We start from the raw sequence: 24025 nt of genomic DNA on the forward strand, positions 1-24025 counted from the left end.
AGAAATTGGCATACTTAGAGATCGCATCTCATTTTGCATGGAGTAATAAACTTTTCGGACGCACAAAAAGAGATTATTGCTTAGAAATGCAGGTTGATGATGTTGCTTGCAATGAAAGTAATTTTAATCTCAAAAAACACCTTAGCAAAGCTTCAGGATAAAACTCATCAAAAGATTGTTTGGCTGGAAACATGGCATTGACAGATAGTTCGCAATTTTAGAAGCATTGCATAAGGCTGAAAAAGAAGTGCTAGAGATGATGATGCAGGGTCTAGTTTAAACAACAGCTTGGGCGTGGTGTATGTAGGTTAGACAAAGGCTATATGTTGATCCTTACCGATCAGGGCAATCTAATCAATCTTCAACACCGCAAGGAATGCCTCTTGTGGGATTTCGACTTTACCGATTGCTTTAAGTCGTTTTTTGCCTTCTTTTTGCTTTTCTAGAAGTTTTCTTTTTCGTGTAATATCCCCGCCATAGCATTTTGCGGTTACATTTTTACCCATAGATTTCACGGTTTCTCTTGCGATTACTTTATTGCCAATACTTGCTTGAATAGCCACTTCAAAAAGCTGTCTTGGCACAATCTCTTTCATCGCAGATACAAGCGCCTTGCCTCTCTCATAGCTCTTGCTTTTATCCACGATAACACTTAAAGCATCAACAACTTCCCCGGCCACACGCACATCAAGCTTTATGAGATTACCCTCTCTATACTCAATCGGCTCATAATCAAAACTCGCATAGCCTTTAGTCTGTGATTTCAGCTTATCATAAAAATCCATAATGATTTCATTGCTTGGCAGGGCATAGGTTAGCATAACGCGATTTTCATTCAAATACTCCATATTCTCTTGCACGCCTCGCTTGTTATTAAGCAGTACGATGATATTACCTAAAAACTCACTTGGCGTAATGATAGTAGCTCTTACAAATGGCTCTTTTATGCAAGCAATCCTTTGTTCTGGTGGCAACTCGCTTGGATTTTGCACCATAACCATGCTGCCATCTGTTAAATGCACTTCATATACAACGGTCGGTGCTGATGCGATTAAATCAAGTCCAAACTCTCGCTCTAATCGCTCTTTGACAACCTCCATGTGTAAAAGCCCTAAAAACCCAACGCGAAATCCAAAGCCAAGTGCCACACTGCTTTCTGGCTCAAACTGCAAGGCAGAATCATTAAGCTTTAATTTATTCAAAGCATCGCGTAAATCCTCAAACTTATCTGTATCAATAGGATAGATACCCGCAAATACAAAGGGCTTTGCTGGCATAAAGCCCTCTATTGCTTCACCCGTTGGATTCTCAAGTAAAGTAATAGTATCGCCAACCGCCATTTCTGTAACACTTTTTAACCCAAGATTTAATATCCCAATCTCGCCACTTTTTAGAATCTCGCTATTTTGCTTATGAAGCGGATGCGGATAGGCTAGTCCTAAGACTTGATAGGCATTATTTGAACTCATCGTTTTTACCATATCACCCTTTTTTATCTGTCCCTCCATGATTCTAATAAGCCCCAATGCACCTAAATAGTTATCAAACCATGAATCATACACAAGGGCTTTAAGCGGTTTAGAATCATCAATATGTGGTGGCGGGATAAGTGTAACAATGCTTTCTAATAAAGATTCTATACCCTGCCCAGTCTTTGCACTCACAAGCACCGCATTAGAGCAATCAAGCCCTAAAATACTCTCAATCTCTGCGATAACTCGCTCGGGCTGTGCGGCTGGTAAGTCAATCTTATTTATCACAGGGATAATTTCAAGGTTATTCTCAAGGGCGATATACACATTTGCGATAGTTTGGGCTTGTATGCCTTGACTTGCATCAACGACAAGCAACACGCCCTCACATGACTTTAATGAACGCGATACTTCATAGCTAAAATCCACATGTCCGGGCGTATCAATGAGATTTAGAATATAGGTTTGCCCCCCTTGCTGATATAAAAGTCTCGCACTTTGGGCTTTGATAGTAATGCCCCTTTCTTTTTCAATATCCATGGTATCCATCATTTGTGTGCTTGCTTCACGCTTAGATACACTGCCACATGCTTGCAGTAAGCAATCAGCAATGGTGCTTTTACCATGGTCGATATGGGCTATGATAGAGAAATTTCGAATATTACTTTGCATGTTATACCTTATAGAATCTAAAATGCGACAACGGAGTGCCATAAAAATTATGTCTTATTGTAAATAGCTAAAAGGCTAGATTCTATCAAAAATATACATGATTGTCAAAATATCTTTTATTAAGGTTTCATCGTAACGAATAATTTTGCATAGGAGATAATGGTGATTTTGAAAATGCTTTTTCATTGCTTTATCGTATGCACAAGCTACAACAAACCCTAAAACACCCATTACAATAGAATGTAATAGGCTGGTAGGTTGTGTTAAATGGTGTTTGGTGGAGCATTACAAGCTTTTCTGTAGTGCTTGTAGTTTTGCTTGATATACTTTCCTTGCTTCTAGGGCTTCTTCCATGCTAACTTTTTGGAATCTTACCTTATGGTTTGGTGGTAGTTGCCCCATTCTATCTAAATCACAGCTAATAACCGTGCAATACATAGCAAAGCCCCCGCCACTTGGTGCATCTCTTAAAAGCACAATAGGTTCATTTCCACCCGGTGCTTGCATAGAACCGACTGGATAACACGCATCTGTAATATTGCTAGGATCGCTTCCTGCACCAAAGGGCTGCGGCAAATCTTTGTATTTAAATTTACGACCATTTTTAAAGCGATAGCCAGTCCTATCGGCTTCACTTGAGACTACAAAAGTGTCTTCAAAAAGTCCTTTTACAGAATCTTCTGTGAGTTTATAGTCTTGTAAGCCCATGATTACGCGTAATGTCTCAATAGATTCTAACTTAATCTTATATTCATCTTGCAATGCCTTGCCAACTTGTGGTTTCTCTGTGAAATCTCCGATAGGTAAAATATCTCCTGCTTCAAGTTTTCTGCCCTTATATCCGCCAATGCCACCAAGCGGATAAGTAGAGCGAGAACCCATCACAACAGGCACATCAATACCACCTTTTACACAAATATAACTTCTAGCACCACCTCGCAAAAAGTCAAAACTTAGTGTCCCACCTTTTGGAATCTCAACGACACTATGACTAGCCTTTTTCTCACCATTTACAATAGGAGTCATCTCTGCCCCAGTGATAGCTACAAAGCCACCTTCTTCAAACTCTAAAACGGGTCCCATTAAAGCCGCTTCAAGTGCAGCAGCATTTATATCATTGCCTAAAAGCAAGTTTCCAGCCTTAAAGGACATTTGGTCTAATGCCCCACCGGGTGGAATGCCTAAATGATAGTATCCATAGCGCCCACTATCTTCTACAAAGGTTGCAAGTCCGGGATTTATTACTTTAATCTTAGCCATTGAATACCTCCAAAAGTTTTTTATTGTAATTATTTGGGTCTTTTTGCCACTCTTTTAGTGAGAATTTTACATTCGCACTTTTTAGTGTAAATGTGCCATCTTCTACTTCTTTTACCGCTTTATTATAAGTTGCTTCATCAATAGACTTAAACTTTATAATATCCCCTGGTTTTAAAAATACCATAGAATCTTTAAAGTATTCAAGCTTTTGAGCTGGATCCCATACAGGTGCAGGGGTTATTCCCATCATTTGATAGCCACCGCCACCACGCACAGCATAAATGCAGCCAAAGCAGCCACCATGTCCTATGGTAAGCTTTGGAGTGTCAATCCGTGCTTTTAGATACTTTGGCACTTCTATTTGCTTTTGTCTCTCTACAAGCTGATATAGCCATGGAAGTCCTGCTACAAAGCCTATCATGCTTACAAACCATGGATTTTCTGAATGTGCTTTAATATAAGATTCTACGCTATTATAGCCATTTATCTTACTTGCGTATTCTATGTCCGTGGTGTTTGGATCAAATTTAGAATCTTCTGCCCTTACTTGATGATTATCCCTAAATCGCATTAAGGTTTCATGCGTATAAGGGTCTTGGTAAAATACAGGAAATTCAATAAGTCGTGTCATAATCTCTGCATTCGTGCTTTGCACTTCTTTTTCCAGCTCTTTGCATATCTCAAGCACTTTATTATAATGCAAAATATCAGGGTCAAATGCAACCATATAAGACGCATTTGCCGGGCAAATCTCTGTAATACCCTTGATATTTCTCTCGCGTAATTTATCACAAATCGCCATCGCTTGAAAGAATGCTTCAAGGCTCATGCCTTCTTCACTTACTTCCACATACAAAAAAGTATCGCCACCAAATGTATATCTAAACATGCTATGCTCCTTTATTATTTTGCTTTGCCATCCAAGATTCTAAGAAATTGATATGATAGTTACCACTTGCAACATCTTCATCTTTAAATAAGTCGTTAAATAAAGGCAGGGTTGTCTTAATGCCCTCAATCCTTACTTGTCTTAATGCTCTATTCATACGAGAAATAGCCATCGCTCTATTCTCATCATAAATAATGAGTTTTGCTACTAAAGAATCATAAAAAGGCGGTATCACTCTGCCATTAAAAAGCATACTATCTACGCGGATTCCAGAGCCGGTGGGATAAAAGACTTCGCTAATTTTTCCCGGGCTAGGAAAGAAATTATTATTTGGGTCTTCAGCATTAATGCGTATTTCAATAGAATGCCCTTTGATTTTTATATCCTCTTGTTTAAAACGCAAAGGCTCACCATCAGCAATACGCAACATTTCACGCACTAAATCTACACCTGTTATCATCTCTGTAATAGCATGTTCAACTTGGATTCTTGTATTCATCTCTAAGAAATAAAATCCACCTCTTTCCTCATCATAGAGAAACTCTAATGTGCCAGCACCCTTATAATTGACTAATTTCGCAAGTCCTAAGGCACTCTTGCAAAGATTCTCTCGCATTTCAGCACTAAGGGCTTGACTTGGGGCTTCCTCTACGACTTTTTGCCTTCTTCTCTGCAGGGAACACTCTCGATCATAGAGATGAATAACATCCTTGCCATCGCCTAAAACCTGCACCTCAATATGCCTTGCTTTTGGTAGATATGCCTCTAAATACACGCCACCATTTCCAAAGGCTGCTAATGCTTCACTGCTTGCTATGACATACTGCTCTTTTAAATCCTGCTCATTTTGCACAATGCGAATGCCCTTGCCACCGCCACCTGCAATGGCTTTGATAACGACTGGATAGCCTATTTTTTTAGCTTCACTTATGGCATTTTCCACATCGCTTAATACTGGACTGCCCGGTATTGTCGGTACATTTGCTTCTTTTGCTTTCAGAATCGCTGCGGCTTTATCGCCCATTGTTTTGATAATATCACTACCTGGACCAACAAAGATCATACCCGCATCTACCACTTTTTTCGCAAACACTGGATTCTCACTCAAAAAGCCATAGCCCGGATGAATCGCATCGGCATTTACCTGCTTTGCTGCTTCAATCACTTTATCCATATCCAAATAACTTTTATGTGCTAGATTCTCACCAATATGCACGACCTCATCGGCTAATTGTGAAGCGAGATTCCCAATATCTGCATCACTGCAAATTGCCACTGTAAGCATATTAAGCTCATGTGCTGCTTGGATAACACGCACTGCAATTTCTCCACGATTAGCGATTAAAACTTTCTTAATTTTCTTAGGTTGGTATGACATATTGCTCCTTTTACTCATATCAATTATCTAACAATTGCAACTGCAAATAAGATTCTATAAAATTACCTCTATGCTTTGATACCCATGTGATTTTAAGAATCTTTTTAGAATTACTCAAATCTCAATTTCTACTTTACAGAAGACACTCCAAACTACTTCTAGTCAATAAGTGCCCTTAGCCTCAAGGTTAAATATGGCTGACATATATCACTAAAGAAATAGTATTTAGAATCTCTCTCATAGCCTATTCAATGACAAATAGCACATCACCCGGATTTACAAATGCTTCGTTTTCCGCACAAATCTTTGTTATTTTCCCTGCTGTCCCAGCCTTGATTTCATTAAAAGTTTTCATCACTTCTACAAGACACACCGTTGTATCTGCCTCTACTACACTGCCCACTTCTACATAAGGCGCTGCATCTGGATTTGGTTTCCTATAAAATGTTCCTGGTATTGGACTTAAAACTTCTGCCATGTTGTTTCCTTTATAAGTAATTTTGCTAGAATCTAGCCCTCTATATCCATTGAAGTTGTATAGAGAGATACACAGGGTTAGATTCCATAACATATTCGTGTTTTAAAAGTTGCTTATTGCCCTTATTTATGCGTTACCATATTTGCAATGAAATTAAGATCTAAAATCCAATCTTGTTGTTTTAAGTCTTTCAAAAAGCAAAAATCTCTTCTAGATTCTATATCGAGATTTCACTTTGTGCAACACAACAAAGATTAGAGACTAGCCTCTATAATCCATGCACCACTGGTTGCTTGATGGTAATACCATTTTGCTCTAAAAGCTTTCTTGTTGCTGCAATAAGCTGCAATGCCCCAGCCGTATCACTATGAATACATACAGAATCAAAATCTACTTCAATGGTCTTTCCTGTAACACTTGTTACCGTGCCTTCTTTGCATGCTTGCAATACTTTTTTTGCAACTTCATCTGGTGTATAAGCCCTAGCTCGTCTTACCATTACAAGCTGTCCATCATCACCATAATCTCTATCCCCATAAAACTCTCGCACATAAGGGTGCTTTAGCTCTTTTGCAACATCGCAAGTAATCGTCCCCTCCATGCAATAAATAGGGAGTTTAGAATCTATTTTTTGCAAAGCCTGTATTAATTGCGTAGAAAAATCTCTATCTTTAGAAGCGTGAATATAAAGATAGCCATGTGGTTTAAAATGATGGAGTTTGCCACCCTCAATCCCTATAAACTCTCGCAATGCCCCAAGCTGATAAATACAATCATTCACTAACTCATCTGGCCTTGCAATAATTAATCTTCTACCAAAACCTACTAAATCCCTAAAGCCCGGATGAACACCTATTGCTACATTATTTTTTATTGCTTGCTGAACAGAATGTCGCATAATATTTGGATCACTCGCATGGAATCCTGCCGCAATATTACAGCTACTAATAAGTGGCATAATCTCATCATCAACACCATCACCGATGATCCATGGACCAAAGCACTCACCCATATCACTATTTAAGTCAATCTCTTTTTTCATAGCCATTCCTTTATGTTACATGATTCTCATGCTACAAACATGAATACTTTTAGAGTATAAAATATTTTGTTATAAAAGCAAAAATAACATGATTTTTTAGAGAATGGTTATAAAATGTGTTAAGGAATAATGCATTGATATATTTTATTTATAATAACTAAAATTGTAAAAAATACTTAATATGATAGTTTTTATCTATATGTTACCTTATGCAACAAGAAGGCATATTTATAGGTTGATTAATGGTTTAATGAATTTTTAGGTGAGTTTTTCAAACAATGCATAAAATTTTGTTAGAATCCCTATTTTACTTTAAGGATTACTTTTGGAAGCAATACTAAAACTACACAATGTGAGCAAACATTATGATGGAATAATAGCTCTTGATAATATCAGCTTTACGCTAAATAGTGGCGATATTTTTGGGCTTTTAGGGCGAAATGGCGGTGGTAAAACTACAATGATTAAAATCATTACTTCAATGCTTACAGATTTTACTGGCGACATTGAGTTTTTAGGACATAATCTAAGGGATAAAAGGAATCTCATCTTTTTTAAGCAGCATATTGCCTATTTGCCTGATAGAGATTTTTTATACTCACACATGAATGGCTTGCAAAGCATTGCGTTTTTCAAGGATTTTTTCAGTGATTTTAATGATAAGAAGGCTTTAGAGATTTTTCAGCTATTAGATGTAGCGCCGACACAAAAAATTAGCACAATGTCAAAGGGACAAGCAGAAAAGTTAGCCCTATCACTCATGCTTGCAAGGGAGGCAAAACTCTATCTTTTTGATGAGCCTTTAGCTGGGGCTGATGTGATTAGCCGTGATGAGATTTTTAAGCTGATTGCTACATATTGTAAGAGTGGAGCGACTATCATTGCTACACATTTAATCTCTAGTGTAGAAGCCATTCTCACTAAAGCCTTGTTTTTGAATAAAAAGGCTATGGCTTATGGTAGTAAGGAAGAGTTATTAATAGATTTTAATAGCCTTGAAGATAGCTTTAGATATTATGCGAGTGATAGCACTATAAAGCCTTTAAAACAACTTGAAAATACAGAATCTAAAGAGTAAGGAATATCATGCAAATAGCAAAAACCCCATTAAAAACGCATATCTCACACGCCCTAAAAATATGTAAGCATGAGTTTCTCATGTCTAGAATCTTGCTTATTATCGTATGTATTATCATGGCGATAAATCTGCTTATATTTATCAATAATGATCGACATTCTGCTACATTTTACATTTTAATAGTGATACAATGGTTTGCATTTTTTATATGCAGCATCACCTATGTGCTAAGTGCGGCTATAAGCTTTTATCAAGGTGTGTTTGGGAAACACGCCTATTTAACACATGCTTTGCCTGTGAGTATTGAGAGCATTATTGGTGCAAAGATTCTCATTTATTTCTTATGGTTTTTAGTGATTTTTGCGGCTTTTATATTTGCCCTTTATGCAGGCACAAGCGGCATATCGCAGGTAGGAGATCTTTTGGCGTTGTTTCAAGATGCGTTAGTGTGGAAAATTATTCCGTTTTTTATACTATCTGTTTTACAAGAGATTGTGTTTATATTTATGGTGGTAGCCTTAGTCCATCGTAAGAAGACTTACACTTTATTTATTGGTATTTTGACTTATTTTGGAATCAAAGTGCTATTACTCATACTTTTTGGAATATTATCTAATTTAATGCCAGATAACATAGAAGAGAATACAATTTTATTATTACTCTATCTTTATAATATTTTATTGCTTTGCTTGTTTTACTTTATATGCCATAGAATCATTAAGTATAAATTAGCACTTTAGGGTTTTGTGAAGTTCTTTTGGATTCTAAAGTTAGAGACTATTGTTTAAAATTTTATATCAGTTAAGAATTTACATTTCAACTGCAATTCACTAAACTCTTCTTCTGCCAAAGATTCCCATACAACTCCACTGCCGACACCATAGTGATAATATGCTTCTTGCTTGGGCTTATAAAGTGTGCGGATAGGCACACTCATAATGCACTCTTTTTTGCTAATCACACCAATAGCACCACAATATACATTTCTTTCTCGCTGTTCTAACTCACTAATGATATGCGTAGTTTTGTATTTTGGTGCACCTGTGATAGACCCGCATGGAAATAGTGCTTTTAAAATCTCAATGATTCCATAGTGTTTTGGCAGTTTTGCCTGTATTGTTGATACCATTTGATGTAGCGTAGGATAGGTGCGGATAGCAAATAGTTCTTTGACACGCACACTTCCTTGCAGTCCTATGCGACTTAAATCATTTCGCAATAGATCTACAATCATCACATTTTCGCTGCGATTTTTAGAATCATAATGCAGTGTTTTAAGGTTAGAAAAATCGCTTACTTTGTCAATGCCCTTTATTTTTGGAATCTTTTTATATTGTTTGTAGAGTTTTAGATTTGGCTTTACTTCGTTTTTTATTTTGTTTTTCTCTATAAATGCACGCTTTATTGTGCCTTTCATAGGTTGTGTTGTGATCGTGTGATTTTTATAATGAAAAAAGAGTTCTGGGGATAGGGATAAAATCTCTACATGTTTATTTGTGATATAGGCTTTATAAGCTGTGTTTTGCCGACTGGATAGAATCTTAAAGTAAGTAAAAGAATCTTTTTTTAATAGTGGGGATAATAGAATCTCTTGTGTGTAATTTACCTGATAAGTATGCCCTTGTTGTATATTTTCTTTAATGCGTGAAAAGTCGAGAATATATCGCTTTTTATCAAGGGGTTTTACTATATTAAAGAGTTTATTTTTTTGATATTTTTTTTGGATTGGTTTAAATTTCTTTCGTTTTAGAAAAAGCTCAAAATAGAGAAGTGGTTCTTTTGTATTATTTGTGCTGGGGTTAGATTCTGTATTTCCTTTTACTTGGGTGGGTGCAGGGCATTGGGGTGTGGATTTTTTAGAATCTACATTCTTGCAAGTGTGAGTTGCTGTAAAAGTTGAAAAATCTTTTTTAGATTCTAAAACTTTAGATACTTCGACTAAAGTCTCAGTATGACAAGTTTTAGAATCTAGATTCTCTATCGTTTGTGCCTTAAATCCCGCACTTCGCTCAAGTTGTTTAGAATCTAGATTTTTACCATCTTGCATACCATAATAAGAATCTTGCAAAAGTAATCCACATTCATAAGTTAAATAGCCGACAAAATAGCCCTTCTTTTTTCTTTTTGTATGATTTTGCATGATACGCAAACATGCTATAACCTCATCATAGCTAAAAGCTTGCAAAATGCGTTTAGAATCTGTGTAGATATAATCTCCAAAAACAAACATAAATCTACCTATTTAAAGCTATTAAATCGTAAAATCATATAGAATCTGTGTAGCATTTTCATTGCTAACTAAATCATGTATAAACGCATTTTGTATCCATGATATTGGCATATTTTTCCAGTCATTCTGTGTAGCAAATACACTAAACCATCGCATAAAAGCAAGGCGAAATGGGCTATTCACCCATGATAAAGGGGCAATCTCATCACACATACGCCACACTTTAACAAGCTCTAAGCAAACCTGCATTTCATGCTTATATAAAGTCTGTATTGTAAAATAGTTGCCTTCAGTATCAACCGCATAAAAGCCACTAAAAGATACATTAGGGCGTATGTTTAAAGCACTAGATTCTAAGATATGTAGCTCTAAAGGCATGGATTCTAAAAAGCCAGATTCTGTGTTTATTGAAGTAGCGTTTGTGCTATCTTGTGCTGTATTTGTAGAATCATTATTTTTATCAATCGCATTAGAATCTATTGTATTTGCTTGAAGTGTTTTGCTTGAAGCGATACGCATATTAAAGCTATTGATCGCTTTTATAAAGGTTTTAAACTCTGTCTTACCATTGATTGTAAAGAGAAGTTTTTGTGTTTTTATATGAAGTATTTCTGCGATTTTTTCCTTCTCGCTTTGTGGCAGGGCTGTTGCTTGAGTAAGATTTGGGAATATATTAAGCAGATAAATCTCATGTCTATTTGTTTGAGCAAAAAGCATGGAATGTGATTTATTTTTAAAATAGTCTATAAGCTTTTTTTGTTTATCTTTATCTCGTAAAAATTTTGGCAATTTAGATTCCATTATAGAATCTTTAAACATATAAAAGTTATTGTTGTAAAAAGAGATGATAAACTGCTTACTAAAAAGCTTTTGTGTGATATGTAAAGGAAATCTTACATGCTCTAAGACACTCTCTTTATTTGCTTGAAAATAAGGGTTTTTATCTTGGCTTAGATGAGATCCCCTTGCTACAAACTGCCACTTTTTTGTATCAATAATGCAAGGATAAAATGCATGTATAAGCTCGACTAAATCCTTTGGTCGCTTGATTGAGGGATATTCTACACCGATAAAATCCCTGTTTTCTTTCAATATAAATTGTTTGTTATGTAAAAGACGATCGAAAAATTTTTGTAGTTTTCTTTGTGCTTCTTTCTCTTCTTTTGGGATAAAAATGGTATTTTTCAAGCTTTTATCTGTAAAGCCATGCTGGTTTAACTGCAATATGCGTAAATAGCCTCCAAACTCAACTTGAGATTCTAGAATAAAGTTTTTATCATTTAGCTGTATAGGCAGCCCTGTTTTATTACGATGTCCAAACACTTGATAGAAATTCTCTGGCACATTGTATGCAAATGCTTGTGAAATGCTGCTTGCATTAAGATATGAGCCTACACCATGTATGCTTTGTGCGGCACTAAGCAGGACTAAATGCTTTGGCATATTTGAGATTCCACCATGTGTGCAAATTACTCTTTTATCATGGAATTTGTAGAAAAGATAGGGCTTTAATTTGAGATACAATCTTTTTGCATCATTCTTATCCAAGCCTTTTTGCTCTAACTCTATCTGCGTGCTGAAGCGAAACTCTTTTGACTCAACCTCTCTATTATTTGCCCACTCCCATAGCCATTTCTCATGATTACCCTCAAGCAAACACACATTTTTTCTATCCATAATCTGCATTAAAAACTCTAGCACTTCATAATTTTGGAATCCCCTGTCAATATAATCCCCAAGAAATATATAAAACTCATCATTTTTCATATCTTTTAGATATTGCTTCAATACATGATATGAGCCATGTATATCGCCTATGTGATGGACTATCTTGTAGCCATTGAGATTATAAGGCTCTGTATCTAGCATTGTCTTAATCTCATCTGGTGCTATAATCTTACATTTAATGGGAATCTCTTCATTATTCATGGTGTTATAGAGAGTTTGTAACTCTTCTTTTGTATAAGGGTCTTTTTGTGCGCTATTTCTCTCACAAATTGTCTCAAAAGGCACATCACTAAAATCTACTATAAGCACTTCATAGGCATAATGCTTTGCCATTTCTTTGTAGTTACTCCAGTATGATTTTAATATATGTAAATCTTCTATAATGATAAACTCACCACGCTCCATTCTTGACTGCAAGGCTGTAAAAAGCATTTGATACGCAAGCTTATCATTTTGCTTTGGCTGTGTAAATTTTCCAGAATCATCAAGCATAGGTGCGTGTAAGAGTCGCTGAAAATGCTTTGGATTCAATACATAAGATTCTAAATTATATTGCTGTATCCATGTAGTTTTCCCACATAAAGGCATACCGCGTGTTACAAGTAAATATCGCATTATTTTATATCCTTTTTCTTTACCATGAAACAAAAAAATAATAAGCAATTATAACGAATTTTTAAGGGGAGATTCTAAAATCTCTTCGGTGCTTTTATCCCTTTTATTCGTAAGTATCTGTAAAAAAGGGTTAGGGCGTGGTGTTCCTTAGCTTCTATTTTGTAATAAATATGTTCTAGATATTTGGTGGCAAATGTTTTTGTAATGCCAATTTTTTTCACATAAGGCATAAGTATGTAGTGTGGAATCTTAACTCCTTTATATCTCTTTCCTTGTCCTAATTTGTGATTAAAATCTTGTATAAGATTCTTATAAAAAGTGTCATTTGTATGAAAACATGCACGACCAAAAACAAAGGGGAGACCAGTCTTATCATACCAGCATTTTGCCATATCATAATATTTTGATGGCTTGTTATGTTTAAGAGTAGAGTTTTGAAAATGAGAACTTTTAGAGTTGGTATGCTTAGAATCATAGTGGTATTTTAATGCCCTATCGCCGATTAATACTGCCCCTTTTAAATCAAGCACTAAGCAAAGTGCATTAGAGGTTGCTGACTGATAATCACTTGCGGGGCTAGATTCTAAAACAAGCACACTCCATACTTCCTTATAAGCTATTATACCTGCTTTGCATGCTTTTGCTTTATAGTGTGCGTTCATTCCCGCGATAGATGAGATAAAACCAGCATCAATACGACGAAATAAAAACTCTTTATTTAGCTTTGCAGGATAGCTTTTTTTGTAATTGCAAGTGCTTTTAAAACTATTGCTTGTTCTATATCCTTTCAAAAATACATCAAATGGCAATAAATTTAAGTATTCTATTTTCCCAAATCGCATGAAAAGCCTTGAATCTAAAAAAGATAATGTAAATTGACACCAACAACAATAGTATTATTTAGTCTCAAATCTTGATAGATAGGATATCCACCATACACTTCTACCCGAGTGCCAATCCCACTTACTGCTAGTCCGATTCTAGCAGCGACATTTGGCGTGTCGTATATGCTAAGTGGCATTAAAGCTGCTGCTCCAAAAAATACGCCAAACCCACTCAAAAGGCGTCCCTCTAATACCATATCATAAAAATAATCAATCGCCCCACCAATGCTGTAAAACTCATCTTTTAAAGTTAAGTTATAGTTACTTATCAATGAGAATCTAAGTCCTTGATGTCGTGAAAAACGCGTAAAAAGTCCAAGTTGTAAGCCTGTGCTAACAAGAGCTTTACCATCATTATTTGTCTTTGGCAATTGATACTCAAGCCCCATGCCAAAACACCATGTAAGCTTTTTGTATGGTTCTAAACCTTGCGTATTCTCATTTTGGATAAGATGATAACGAAAAGGCGAGTGTGAATGTGGCTTCACTACATGCGGTTTTGAGTTGCTATTACGCTTGGTGCTAGATTTAAAAAGGTTAGAATCTGCTTGATTATGTTTTTGTTTATTGTGCTTTTCTATCTCTGCCTTCTCTTTACTCTCTCTTAAAGATTCTAAAAGGGCATTATCAATAGAATCTGCAAATAAGCCTTGCAAACATAATGCTACACATACTAAACCTGCTTTTTTCATGCTCTCTTAATCACTTCTTATCGCATGATATGATATCCCCATTATAGCCCATTTCACATGCTTTTAGATAATACTTTTGTGCAGTTCTAAAATCGCCTTCATTATAGATGATGCTGCCAAGATTCGCACATGCTTCATTTGCAACTTTTGCTTCGTCGTTTGTATCAAGCGGACATGCAAGTTTGTAATAATCTTTTGCGTTAAATATACTTTTTTGCACCCCAAGCCCATTGGCATACATCTCTGCTAATCCAAGATAGCTTCTAGCTGAATGGTAGTTTTTTGCTGACTGCGATAACTTATAAATATCCATTGCCTTCTCATAGCTTTGTCTTACCCCAAAACCATTAGCATACATTTGGGCTAAATAAAAGTAGTCATTTGGTATATCTAAAGCATAAATGCGTTTATATGTATCAAAGGTTTTATTATACTCTTTTGCGTAAAAGTAGGCTTTTGCAAGTAAATCAAGAGCTATTGCATCATCTTTTGTTTGATATGGCTTTAACGCATGAATTGCTTTTTGATATTCACTTTCTTTTATCGCATCTTTAGCAAAATCAAGGCATATTGACTTTGCGTTTAAAGCCGTTTTTACAGGCTTAGAATCTTTTTCATCTTGCCCTTGTTCTTGTGTGCCAGAATAGCTAAATGTGCCTAAATCATTGCTAGAATCTTTTCTCTCTTGTGTTTTAGTTTTATTTTGTTTAGATATAGTATCTATATTCTTGCTATCTTGCATTTGATCAAGTGGCAGGGCGTTTAGATTCTTACACATTGACTCTTGCAATACAAAGTCTTTTTCAAATACTCCTTTTGTTTCATTGTAGAATCTTATACAAGCTTCTGCTACATTGCCTTTACATGCTTGTTTGTAAAGTAATAGACTAAGTGTTTTATCATTATCTTTTGCAAGTGGTTTTGTATTATTTGTGATTTCTATTTGTAGTGAATCTTTATTTGGCATGATAAGCATATTTTGATAGCTTGAATCTTTTTGTATTAATTCAAGCAAGGTGGCTAACTGATAGCATGAGTTTGCATTCTCTGCCTTACACTCTTGGGCTAAGTTTGGCAAAGTAAGCTTTTTCTTACATGCGTTTTGCAAGCCTAGACTACATGCCCTCTTGTAATATTGCAATGCTTTTGCATAATTTACATGTGAGTTTTCTTTTGTTGTATGAGTGTGTTTATTTTGAAACTCAAATGTGCTATAAATATTTGCAAGATTGTAGTAAATCTCATCATGTGGGGCTTCTTTATGCTCTAATAATTCTTCATAAATGCGTATAGAATCTTTTTCATTTATAGCTAAATATTCCCCGTTTATAGAGTGTTTAGCAAGTTGCATACAGCTAATTACAGAATCTTTACTTAAATTACACGCCTTTTCATACCACTTTAATGCACTCCGCATATCTTGCCTGTAATTCTCATGTAACACACCCAAACGCTCACAAGCAGCACTATTTTCATCGCTTATTTGACAAGCGTATTGATAGGCTTCAATGGCTTTTTCTATATCTTGTTTTACATATTCACCCCTCTCATATCCAAGCCCTGCAAAATAGCAATGATTCCCTGCTTCTCCTTTTTTCATACTCCACGCACAAGCCCTTTGCATAAAGCCCAATGCTTTTTCTTTATTCTTTGCTACACGATCACCATTTTCATACATATTTGCTAACTCTGTGCATGATTCAATGATTCCACCTCTGCAAATTCTTTGTAAAAGTTTCACATATCGTTTTACATCATTAAATGTAGGTAAATGTCGCAACTCATAACAACTAGTCATATCTCCGCTATCACATGCAAGGGAGAAAAACTCTGGTCGCACATTCTGCACACTAGAACACGCCCTCATATCATTATCCATAATACATTCTTTTGCATACTTGATATTAAAGATTGTATCATCACACGCATTTGTATCAAGCTTGCAGGCTTTTTGTAAGAATCTTGCCGCTTTTACAAAGTCGCTTTTATCATCGTATGTATCGATATTATCGCTTATATAAAAGTCCTGTGTATAATAAAGGCTTATTTGATAACAAGCTATAGAATCTTTCTCATCGCATTTTCTATTCAGCTCACCTAAATCTTTTGCTATCTTTTCTCTATACTCTTTGTATGGATTGAGTAGTTTGCATGACTGCATATCACCTAGCATACACTCTTTTGTAGCAAAGTCTAAGGCTAGATTTACAAGTCGTTCTGCCTTTGGTCTATTTTGTGCTACACCGATACCATACTCATAGAAATAGCGTAAATATAAACACGCCCCTACATTAGAATCATAGCAAGTATGCTCTAGCATATTTACCGCTCTTTCTTGATACTGCAAGGCTTTGCTTTGGTCTGGCTTTTCACGCATTAAGCTAACAATAGATTCTGTATCGGTAAAAAACTTCTTTGTTTCATTTGCGTAATTAGAATCTGGCAAGGGGATTTGTGTGGGTATTTTTTGTGCTTGTATATCTTTTTTTATCGCTTGTATTGCTGCATTTTCTCTCTCTTCATAAATGCGTGAAAGCACAAGGCATGTTTGATAGTCTTTCTTACATGCACTATCCATAATATCAAGCAGTTTTGTTTTATAAAGGGTGATATTTTCTTTATTATTTTCTTTTTTTGCTTGTTCTAGTAAGGCGAGACATGCTGGGCTAAAGTTATTTTTACATTCATCATTAAGCACCCCATTTTTCCCATAAGAAAAACCAAATAACGCCATAAAAAATATTGCAATATACATAAAATTATTTCTCATTAAAGCCACCTTAATTTAATATAGAATCAAGTATTTCATAGCGACAAAATTCACTATGTTTTTTACATGCAATGTGAAAATAGCTTTGTGCTTCTTCTTTATCTTTAGCAACGCCCAAGCCCCTTGCATATTTTATGCCAACTTCACCGCACACTCTCATATCATCAGCATGTTCTTGTTTGGCTTTTTTACATGCGGCAAAATCTCTTTGAAACTCTACTGCAAGAAGTGCATTTGCGTTGCTATCAAATTGTGCTTCAAATGCCTTTTTTCTAAAGCATTCCTTATCATTTTCAAGTTTGCAAATCTTATCTAGCGTATGGCTAATCTCTGCTTTTTTAGAATCTGTTATATCACTTATCGCTTCTTTTAGTAATATATCACTTAGTTTTAGACAAGATTCCTTATGATCTAAATCGCAAGCCTGCTGATATAAAAGCACCATATATTCTTGCTTTGCATTCTCTTTTGTAAAATTGCTTAAAAGCAAACAAGATTCTACAACGCCATTATAACAAGCCTTTGTAAAATAGCTTTTTGCCCTAGTCATATTTGGCAATACGCCATAACCCTCATAATACGCCCTGCCGACAAGCCCACATGAAGCATAATTTCTTTTAGCACATTGCTGATACCATGCTAAAAAGCTACCTTGTATCGCAGTAAGTGGCTTTTGCGGCACAAAGATTTGTGTGCTTTGTGTTTCTGCATGAGCGATATGAAACATGCCATATACAAATAAGCCTAATATAAATAATTTTGAGACAAACAACCTAGCTATAAAGCATTTAGCAAACAAATCCCTAAAGCCTTGCTTGTGAAATTGACTTTGATTACAACGCATAAATCTTGCTAAAAAGACTTCCATTACACCACCTTTAAAAACCCAAAATAAGTCTGTATTATAGCTAAAATCATTTCATTTTATAGTGCGTGAATAGTGTTTTGCTGAAATTTAGATAGGTTTTGTTTGTGTATCTGTATGCAAGTTTAAAAACTAATGCAAGAATCAAGAGAGATCCCAAACATTAAATCAATAAGTTACAAGCAACAAAATCTAGCTTGTTATCACCTTAGATTCTATACCATACACAACACGCTATTTACAATATGTCCTATCATGTGTGTTGAGTTTATCTTTTGCGTGTGATATATCAGATTCTATTTGTGTTTTTAGGTCGCTAAGATTAAAAAACTTTCTATTATCACGCAGGTAGGCTACAAAAAAGATTGTAATTGCTTCATTATGCCTTGTGTTTATAGTTTCATTAATAATATGTGTTTCAATACAGAATCTCTCATCAGTGCTGAAGCGATTGCCAACAAATGATACTGCGTTATAAAGCATGCCATTATAATAAGCAAAGGTCGCATATACCCCATGTTTTGGCACAAAATAAAGTGTATTTCTCATATTAATAGTAGGATAGAGTTCCTTGCTGCCTATACCCTGTCCCTTTATAATGCGTCCTTTAATATGATAGAATCGCTCAAGCATAGCGTTTGCATTGTGTATTTCGCCTTGTTTTAAAAGATCTTTAATAATGCTTGTATGCAATGGTATATTGAGATAAGTTTGTGGGGCTACAATCTTTATTTGGACTTCAGCTTTACCCATGAGTTTTAATAGTCCATATAAATCACTTGCATGGCTCATTCTATCCTTGCCAAAGTGAAAATCATAGCCTATGACAATACATTTTAAATGCGGCATAACCATAAAAAGTAATTGCAAAAACTGCATAGAATCCCATGTTTTAATACTCTCAAATCGGAGACGAAAAAAGGGGATATGCGTATATTTTGTCCGCTCTTTTGGCGGGGTTATAAAGGGGGGCTTGACTGAAGCAATGCTTAGGGCACAGCCATTTGTCCCCACAAGTCCTAGTAGATATTTATGTGCTTTGTGCATACCATCAAATTTGCCAATAACTACGCGCTCATAAGGGAGTTTAGAATTGACAAAAGATAAAAAACTCTTCATTACCTTCCTTTCCTGCTAAGAGTGATTTTTCCACAAAGATATAAAGCGCGTTTTTAGCTTTTAGTAATGCTAGAAAAGATTCTAAACGTGCTAAGATTATTTTTGTGTCTTTGATTACACCTTTTTTATTGCGTTTTGCTTGTATGCCGACTTCATATTGTGGTTTGTATAAAAGTAGCATGGTTTTTGAGAGATTAAGCAGGGATTCTAAAATATTCTCTAGCGAGATAAAGCTTACATCACATACTAAAAAATCAAATAGATTCTCTTTCAAGGCTCTATGTTTAGAATCTTTTATGCGTTCTAGAATCTTTTCTTTATAGATATGAAAATCTTGTGAAAAGATTCTAATATCTACATTTTCAATAGACACAATCTCATCTCTCTTAGATAGGTTAGAATCAAGCTGCAAAGTCCCAATATCCTGTGCGACTATAAGCTTTGGCTTATATGTAAGTAGCACTTGGCTAAAGCCCCCAGCACTTGCCCCAACATCAAGGATAACAGAATCTTTTATGAGTAAAGGCAGTATTTCTTTTAGACTTGTTGTGATATAAGTTTTTAGGCTAGATTCCATATTGTGTTTTATAGAATCATGGGCTTTTTGCCATACAACTAAATCTTGCGTAAGATAGGATAGAAAGCTATTTTCTTTTGTTAAAAGCAGGGGGTTATAGAATACAGAATAATAGACACTAGATTCTGTATTATGTAGAAATCTTTGCAGTTTTAATGCTGCCCTACTACAAAAAATCTCACTTTCTATAAAAAAGTCCTGCTTTATATGTATAGAATCTGTATCATTGACATTAAATGCGGATTTTAAGATAATCTTGCCATTTACGCTAACTTGGGCTTGTTTTATAAGCTCGAGAGCTTTTTGCCTTGTGATATGCGTATATTTTTGTGTGATAAAGCAATCAAGCCGCATAGAATCTACTCAACAATAACTGCATCTTCAATATATGCGTTTGCTTCGTTGCTATGATTTTCACCATACCAAGAAAACATATAATGCGTTAATACAAGCATTTGCCATGTCGCAATAAAGCAATTTAGCACAGGTATATAAAGCGGAATAAAGATAAAAATATTTATAGCAATAAGTGGCAGTCTATTTGTCTGTAAAAATAGCTTATAAGAATCTTTTGACATAATGCTAATGCCAATATCATGATTTAGATTCTTGCAATAAAACTGAAAATATACAAAAATGCCAAGTATTAAGCCAATAAAACCTAAACCGATAAATGAAAGCAAATAGCACCCAAGTGAAAAGATGATAAATTTTAGCAAGGTTTTTAGAAGTAGCACAGAGCTTAAACGAAGAGATTCCATAAAGTTTGGTGCGTTTAGCCGTATATAAGGATAATAAGTCTTATGCACGAATTGCACTACAAGCGGGGCTAAAAACGCATTTATGATACTCATGCAAATACCTACTAAAACCACACCGCATAGCACTAAAGAGATAGTCGCAAAAAATATGAGTAGATAGTATGAGATTTTAGGCAAGATTCCTTCACTCAAAGCGTAATTAATCCAAATGCTAGGAAACTGATGCAAAAACCAATCAAAATGCGTAATACTTAAAGTAATCACAACTACCCATAGCAAAATAGAGCAACAAAATGGCAAAAAGCTTAAAAGCAATATGTATTTATACTGCAAACTATGCCATGCTTGTTTAAAGCATTGTGTGATTATAGTCCTTGCATAATTGGGCTTAATATTAATTTTCATCTACGCTATCCTTATATCATTTAGAATCATTTAGCATGATGAAAGCTTTATGTATATATTCATATTTTAATCCTTTTTTATTGTTGCTTTTTTGTCTTTTTTGCTTCTATAAATCACATATAGCCCGGATACTACGGGCAAAAGTCCAACCATTGATAACATAATTAACGCTAAAGTTTCATGTTTCATAACTAACCCCTTTAATCTCTCAAATTTTCAGCAATATTAAAGAAAATAATACCAACAAAAATAAGACAAATAAACACAATCCCTATGCCATAATATAGTATATTCATTATTATTTGTGAAAAAATACCCAATTAATCCAAGTTCTGCTACAAACAAAGCAGTAATAATGTTTTTGAGCAAATCTATAACAACCTTATAGTATTCCTTATCTCCATTCAACATGCTTAAATCCTTTATTATGTGTTTCAAATGTGATATTAGGGTATTTATAAGCAATTTACAATTAATCGCTATAATTATAGCTTATTTTTGACATTCTAAGTTTAGGAGTAGTGATGAAAAGTTTTGTTTTAAAGCGTGTAGCACAAGTAGCAGCGATTTCTAGTCTTTGTCTTATGCCAATGGCGTTGAATGCAAAGGCTCTTGTTAATGTTGATGGTATTGAGATTTCTGATTCTATTTTTTCAGCATTAAAACAGCAAAACCCAAGTTTTAATTATGACGCATTGCCTGAAGCACAAAAAAAGCAATTATTAGATGAAATCATTGATGGTGTAGTTACAGCGAATGCAGCAAAAAAAGAAGGGCTTGATAAAAGCGAAGAGTATAGAATGGCAAATTTACAAATGCTATCTGGCTTATGGCTCAAAAAGCAAGTTGATAGCCTTTCAAAAACGATTAATGTAAGCGTTGCGGAAGCACAAAAATATTACGATGCGAATCCAAAAATGTTTGTAACGCAAAACGCTGAGGTAAGACATATCCTAGTGCAAAAAGAACAAGAAGCAAAAAACATCATCGCAGAGATTAATAAGGTGCCAAAAGGAAATACTGAAAATAAGTTTGCCGAACTTGCAAAAAAACTCTCAATCGATCCGGGTTCAAAAGAAAATGGTGGTCTTATGAAATTACCTATCAATAGCCCAGCAATCGCACCAGAATTCGCACAAGAAGTGCTAAAAATGGGTGCAGGAACTTATACAAAAAATCCTGTAAAAACTCGTTATGGTTATCACATAATCTATCTTAAAAAGCTTGATGAACCAGCAACACAATCTTTTGATTCTGTAAAAGGACAGCTTGTTGAGTTTTTAAAACAACAAAAAATGGAAGAAGTGCTAAAAGAAAAAGTGAAAAAAATGCGTGATAGTGCAAAAATTACTTATGGGAAATAGTATATACAAAGTTTTTAGACACATATAGCACAAACTCACAGAACAAAGATAGAAAATCTAGCCAAGATTCTCAAGACTAGTTTTCTATAGTTTGCCATGCGTAATAGATATAGTAGAATGTATTAGGTGTTTGTGTAATCACACAGAATCTTTTCCTATCAATTTTGCATTGTCTTATGTCTATATAACAAAGCAAGGTGTGTTTGACACAAGGGGCAAAGTGCTTTCAAAGGAGCTACTTTAAGAATCTAAAGGAGTTATCATGAGTAGTATTATCCGCAATAAAAAAGCATATCATGATTACTTTATATTAGAACAAATTGAAGCAGGGCTTGTATTAGCAGGGAGTGAAGTCAAATCCTTGCGTAATGGCAGGGCGAATCTTAAAGATAGCTTTGTGCGTATTATAAATAATGAAGCCTTTGTATTCGGTATGCACCTAACCTATCATCACACTACAAATCCCTATTTTAAACCCGATGAAAAGCGTCCAAGAAAGCTGCTTTTACATAAAAAGCAGATTGACAAACTCTTTGGGCAAGTCAGTCAAAAGGGTCTATCCATCGTGCCATTGCAAGTGCATTTTAATAAAAAAGGCTATGCAAAAATGCTTATCGCACTTGCAAAGGGAAAAAAAGAATACGACAAAAGAGAGACAATTAAAAGAAAAGAGCTAGATAGAGAAGCTAGAGCAAATATGAAAAATCATACATATTAAAGGGTTATTATGGAAAAGGTAGCAGATTATGCGCTGTATATAGATTATGGAATCTTTGGTTTTTTGGTATTTTTGAGTTTGCTTGTTATTGCCATTGGGATTGAGAGACTTTGGTTTTATTCTATCATTCGGCTTGATGATTATAGCGATAAAAGGGAGTTAGAGCTTGATTTACACAAGCGGCTTACACTCGTTGCTACGATTGGCTCAAATGCACCTTATGTTGGTTTGCTTGGCACTGTAATTGGGATTATGCTAACCTTTACTAGCATTGGGGCAAATAGTATGCTTGATACAAAGGGTATTATGGTGGGACTTGCTATGGCGTTGAGAGCTACTGCATTAGGACTTGTTGTAGCGATACCTAGCATTGTATTTTATAACCTTTTAGTGCGAAAGGCAGAAGTGATTCTAACAAATTGGGATATTTTCACAAATCCAAACACAAATACAAAGAATAACCCACGACTTGATTATAGAGAAGATCTAACAAGCAATCAATTACGAGAAGATAAAAGACCAAAGCCATATAGCTATACAACAGATTCTAATCTCAAGGACCGCATACACAAAGCAAAGCGAATAGAGATAAAAGATATAGAATCTAGCACAGCAGACAAAAAGGACTAGCATGAAAAAGATAGATTCACTAAACCTTGTGCCTTTTATTGACATTATGCTTGTATTGCTTGTGATTGTTTTAATGTCAGCTTCTTTTAGTGTCTCATCTCAGCTACCCATTCAAATACCACAAGTTGATGAAGGCACACAAAATAGCTTAGAATCTAAACGCATTCATATTGCATTAGATAAAGATGGCAAAATGTATATAAACTCACAGCAAGTTGATAAAGTGGCAATGCAGGGCTATTTACGCAGCCTAGATTCTAAAACTAGCGTGATTATTAAAGCTGATAAAGATGCAAATGTGCAGCAGTTTGTAGAAATCATGGCAGCATTACAATATTTTGGTTTGACAAATGTCTTTACAGAAGTAGAGCAGACTAACCCCTAAGACTTTAGATAAA

The 24025-nt window shown here is 35.2% G+C and carries 21 protein-coding genes and 1 pseudogene; 6 read left to right on the forward strand and 16 right to left on the reverse strand.

Annotated features, from left to right (window positions below):
- Positions 1 to 350: 350 nt before the first annotated feature.
- The 6 genes from lepA to pxpA form a co-directional block, all read right to left on the reverse strand.
- Positions 351 to 2144 (reverse strand): translation elongation factor 4, encoded by a 1794-nt coding sequence (gene lepA / locus C6H08_RS04675; RefSeq protein ID WP_034580561.1) that lies wholly within the window; start codon positions 2142 to 2144, stop codon positions 351 to 353.
- 285 nt (positions 2145 to 2429) lie between these two features.
- On the reverse strand, positions 2430 to 3404 hold the full coding sequence (locus C6H08_RS04680) for a 5-oxoprolinase subunit C family protein (protein ID WP_034580559.1): 975 nt from the start codon (positions 3402 to 3404) through the stop codon (positions 2430 to 2432).
- The gene (locus C6H08_RS04685) at positions 3397 to 4293 is read right to left on the reverse strand and encodes a 5-oxoprolinase subunit B family protein (RefSeq protein WP_034580557.1); all 897 of its coding nucleotides are present in this window, start codon (positions 4291 to 4293) and stop codon (positions 3397 to 3399) included. The genes C6H08_RS04680 and C6H08_RS04685 overlap by 8 nt, the downstream gene beginning before the upstream one ends.
- Before the next feature lies 1 nt (position 4294).
- Entirely contained in the window at positions 4295 to 5671 is a 1377-nt protein-coding gene (locus C6H08_RS04690) for an acetyl-CoA carboxylase biotin carboxylase subunit (protein WP_034563513.1), read from the reverse strand.
- 244 nt (positions 5672 to 5915) lie between these two features.
- On the reverse strand, positions 5916 to 6149 hold the full coding sequence (locus tag C6H08_RS04695) for an acetyl-CoA carboxylase (protein WP_034563515.1): 234 nt from the start codon (positions 6147 to 6149) through the stop codon (positions 5916 to 5918).
- Positions 6150 to 6417: 268 nt separating this feature from the next.
- Complete coding sequence (gene pxpA, locus C6H08_RS04700) at positions 6418 to 7191, reverse strand: 5-oxoprolinase subunit PxpA (protein WP_034563518.1); 774 nt, start codon at positions 7189 to 7191, stop codon at positions 6418 to 6420.
- A 325-nt stretch (positions 7192 to 7516) separates the two neighbouring features.
- On the opposite strand from pxpA, the gene C6H08_RS04705 reads away from it, so the two are divergent.
- Both C6H08_RS04705 and C6H08_RS04710 read left to right on the forward strand, forming a co-directional pair.
- Entirely contained in the window at positions 7517 to 8269 is a 753-nt protein-coding gene (locus C6H08_RS04705) for an ABC transporter ATP-binding protein (RefSeq protein WP_034580554.1), read from the forward strand.
- A gap of 8 nt (positions 8270 to 8277) precedes the next feature.
- Positions 8278 to 9009: a hypothetical protein gene (locus tag C6H08_RS04710; protein WP_034580553.1), complete on the forward strand. Its 732-nt coding sequence runs from the start codon at positions 8278 to 8280 to the stop codon at positions 9007 to 9009.
- 44 nt (positions 9010 to 9053) lie between these two features.
- On the opposite strand, the gene C6H08_RS04715 is transcribed toward C6H08_RS04710, so the two are convergent.
- From C6H08_RS04715 to C6H08_RS12270, 10 genes are all read right to left on the reverse strand, one after another.
- Positions 9054 to 10499: a chorismate-binding protein gene (locus C6H08_RS04715; RefSeq protein WP_034563522.1), complete on the reverse strand. Its 1446-nt coding sequence runs from the start codon at positions 10497 to 10499 to the stop codon at positions 9054 to 9056.
- 21 nt (positions 10500 to 10520) lie between these two features.
- A complete protein-coding gene (locus C6H08_RS04720) occupies positions 10521 to 12842 on the reverse strand; it encodes a metallophosphoesterase (RefSeq protein WP_034580551.1) in 2322 nt (773 codons plus the stop codon).
- Between the two features lie 74 nt (positions 12843 to 12916).
- The gene (locus C6H08_RS04725; RefSeq protein ID WP_034565440.1) at positions 12917 to 13684 is read right to left on the reverse strand and encodes an MqnA/MqnD/SBP family protein; all 768 of its coding nucleotides are present in this window, start codon (positions 13682 to 13684) and stop codon (positions 12917 to 12919) included.
- Positions 13685 to 13698: 14 nt separating this feature from the next.
- Complete coding sequence (locus C6H08_RS04730; RefSeq protein ID WP_034580549.1) at positions 13699 to 14418, reverse strand: hypothetical protein; 720 nt, start codon at positions 14416 to 14418, stop codon at positions 13699 to 13701.
- A gap of 10 nt (positions 14419 to 14428) precedes the next feature.
- Entirely contained in the window at positions 14429 to 17188 is a 2760-nt protein-coding gene (locus C6H08_RS04735) for a tetratricopeptide repeat protein (protein WP_034565443.1), read from the reverse strand.
- 10 nt (positions 17189 to 17198) lie between these two features.
- On the reverse strand, positions 17199 to 18056 hold the full coding sequence (locus C6H08_RS04740) for a tetratricopeptide repeat protein (protein ID WP_034565444.1): 858 nt from the start codon (positions 18054 to 18056) through the stop codon (positions 17199 to 17201).
- A gap of 231 nt (positions 18057 to 18287) precedes the next feature.
- A complete protein-coding gene (locus tag C6H08_RS04745; protein ID WP_034565445.1) occupies positions 18288 to 19172 on the reverse strand; it encodes a bifunctional riboflavin kinase/FAD synthetase in 885 nt (294 codons plus the stop codon).
- The gene (locus tag C6H08_RS04750) at positions 19141 to 20103 is read right to left on the reverse strand and encodes an SAM-dependent methyltransferase (RefSeq protein WP_034565446.1); all 963 of its coding nucleotides are present in this window, start codon (positions 20101 to 20103) and stop codon (positions 19141 to 19143) included. The genes C6H08_RS04745 and C6H08_RS04750 overlap by 32 nt, the downstream gene beginning before the upstream one ends.
- A 5-nt stretch (positions 20104 to 20108) precedes the next feature.
- Positions 20109 to 20915: an EI24 domain-containing protein gene (locus tag C6H08_RS04755; RefSeq protein ID WP_034580547.1), complete on the reverse strand. Its 807-nt coding sequence runs from the start codon at positions 20913 to 20915 to the stop codon at positions 20109 to 20111.
- A 66-nt stretch (positions 20916 to 20981) separates the two neighbouring features.
- Positions 20982 to 21104, reverse strand: coding sequence for a hypothetical protein (locus tag C6H08_RS12270; protein WP_267892879.1), 123 nt, complete (start codon positions 21102 to 21104; stop codon positions 20982 to 20984).
- 335 nt (positions 21105 to 21439) lie between these two features.
- On the opposite strand from C6H08_RS12270, the gene C6H08_RS04765 reads away from it, so the two are divergent.
- From C6H08_RS04765 to C6H08_RS04780, 4 genes and pseudogenes are all read left to right on the forward strand, one after another.
- Positions 21440 to 22279 carry a peptidyl-prolyl cis-trans isomerase gene (locus C6H08_RS04765; RefSeq protein WP_034565447.1) on the forward strand — a complete coding sequence of 280 codons (840 nt, stop codon included), beginning with the start codon at positions 21440 to 21442 and terminating at the stop codon, positions 22277 to 22279.
- A gap of 262 nt (positions 22280 to 22541) precedes the next feature.
- Positions 22542 to 22997, forward strand: coding sequence for an SsrA-binding protein SmpB (gene smpB, locus C6H08_RS04770; protein WP_034565449.1), 456 nt, complete (start codon positions 22542 to 22544; stop codon positions 22995 to 22997).
- A gap of 9 nt (positions 22998 to 23006) precedes the next feature.
- Positions 23007 to 23438, forward strand: a pseudogene (gene exbB, locus C6H08_RS04775) (TonB-system energizer ExbB); the annotation flags it as partial.
- 190 nt (positions 23439 to 23628) lie between these two features.
- On the forward strand, positions 23629 to 24012 hold the full coding sequence (locus C6H08_RS04780) for an ExbD/TolR family protein (RefSeq protein ID WP_034565452.1): 384 nt from the start codon (positions 23629 to 23631) through the stop codon (positions 24010 to 24012).
- Positions 24013 to 24025 lie beyond the last annotated feature (13 nt).

It is taken from the genome of Helicobacter bilis, from assembly GCF_900198365.1.
In the GTDB taxonomy this organism is placed as follows: domain Bacteria; phylum Campylobacterota; class Campylobacteria; order Campylobacterales; family Helicobacteraceae; genus Helicobacter_A; species Helicobacter_A bilis_B.

Excerpts from the sequence above, each read along its gene's own strand:
- C6H08_RS04715 (WP_034563522.1), bottom strand. The coding sequence starts at position 10,499 with ATGTTTGTTTTTGGAGATTATATCTACACAGATTCTAAACGCATTTTG.
- C6H08_RS04740 (WP_034565444.1), bottom strand. The coding sequence starts at position 18,056 with ATGGAAGTCTTTTTAGCAAGATTTATGCGTTGTAATCAAAGTCAATTT.
- C6H08_RS04765 (WP_034565447.1), top strand. The coding sequence starts at position 21,440 with ATGAAAAGTTTTGTTTTAAAGCGTGTAGCACAAGTAGCAGCGATTTCT.
- pxpA (WP_034563518.1), bottom strand. The coding sequence starts at position 7,191 with ATGAAAAAAGAGATTGACTTAAATAGTGATATGGGTGAGTGCTTTGGT.
- C6H08_RS04710 (WP_034580553.1), top strand. The coding sequence starts at position 8,278 with ATGCAAATAGCAAAAACCCCATTAAAAACGCATATCTCACACGCCCTA.
- C6H08_RS04730 (WP_034580549.1), bottom strand. The coding sequence starts at position 14,418 with ATGAAAAAAGCAGGTTTAGTATGTGTAGCATTATGTTTGCAAGGCTTA.
- C6H08_RS04735 (WP_034565443.1), bottom strand. The coding sequence starts at position 17,188 with ATGAGAAATAATTTTATGTATATTGCAATATTTTTTATGGCGTTATTT.
- lepA (WP_034580561.1), bottom strand. The coding sequence starts at position 2,144 with ATGCAAAGTAATATTCGAAATTTCTCTATCATAGCCCATATCGACCAT.
- C6H08_RS12270 (WP_267892879.1), bottom strand. The coding sequence starts at position 21,104 with ATGAAACATGAAACTTTAGCGTTAATTATGTTATCAATGGTTGGACTT.
- C6H08_RS04720 (WP_034580551.1), bottom strand. The coding sequence starts at position 12,842 with ATGCGATATTTACTTGTAACACGCGGTATGCCTTTATGTGGGAAAACT.
- C6H08_RS04750 (WP_034565446.1), bottom strand. The coding sequence starts at position 20,103 with ATGCGGCTTGATTGCTTTATCACACAAAAATATACGCATATCACAAGG.
- C6H08_RS04690 (WP_034563513.1), bottom strand. The coding sequence starts at position 5,671 with ATGTCATACCAACCTAAGAAAATTAAGAAAGTTTTAATCGCTAATCGT.
- C6H08_RS04755 (WP_034580547.1), bottom strand. The coding sequence starts at position 20,915 with ATGAAAATTAATATTAAGCCCAATTATGCAAGGACTATAATCACACAA.
- C6H08_RS04745 (WP_034565445.1), bottom strand. The coding sequence starts at position 19,172 with ATGAAGAGTTTTTTATCTTTTGTCAATTCTAAACTCCCTTATGAGCGC.
- C6H08_RS04695 (WP_034563515.1), bottom strand. The coding sequence starts at position 6,149 with ATGGCAGAAGTTTTAAGTCCAATACCAGGAACATTTTATAGGAAACCA.
- C6H08_RS04780 (WP_034565452.1), top strand. The coding sequence starts at position 23,629 with ATGAAAAAGATAGATTCACTAAACCTTGTGCCTTTTATTGACATTATG.
- C6H08_RS04685 (WP_034580557.1), bottom strand. The coding sequence starts at position 4,293 with ATGTTTAGATATACATTTGGTGGCGATACTTTTTTGTATGTGGAAGTA.
- smpB (WP_034565449.1), top strand. The coding sequence starts at position 22,542 with ATGAGTAGTATTATCCGCAATAAAAAAGCATATCATGATTACTTTATA.
- C6H08_RS04680 (WP_034580559.1), bottom strand. The coding sequence starts at position 3,404 with ATGGCTAAGATTAAAGTAATAAATCCCGGACTTGCAACCTTTGTAGAA.
- C6H08_RS04725 (WP_034565440.1), bottom strand. The coding sequence starts at position 13,684 with ATGCGATTTGGGAAAATAGAATACTTAAATTTATTGCCATTTGATGTA.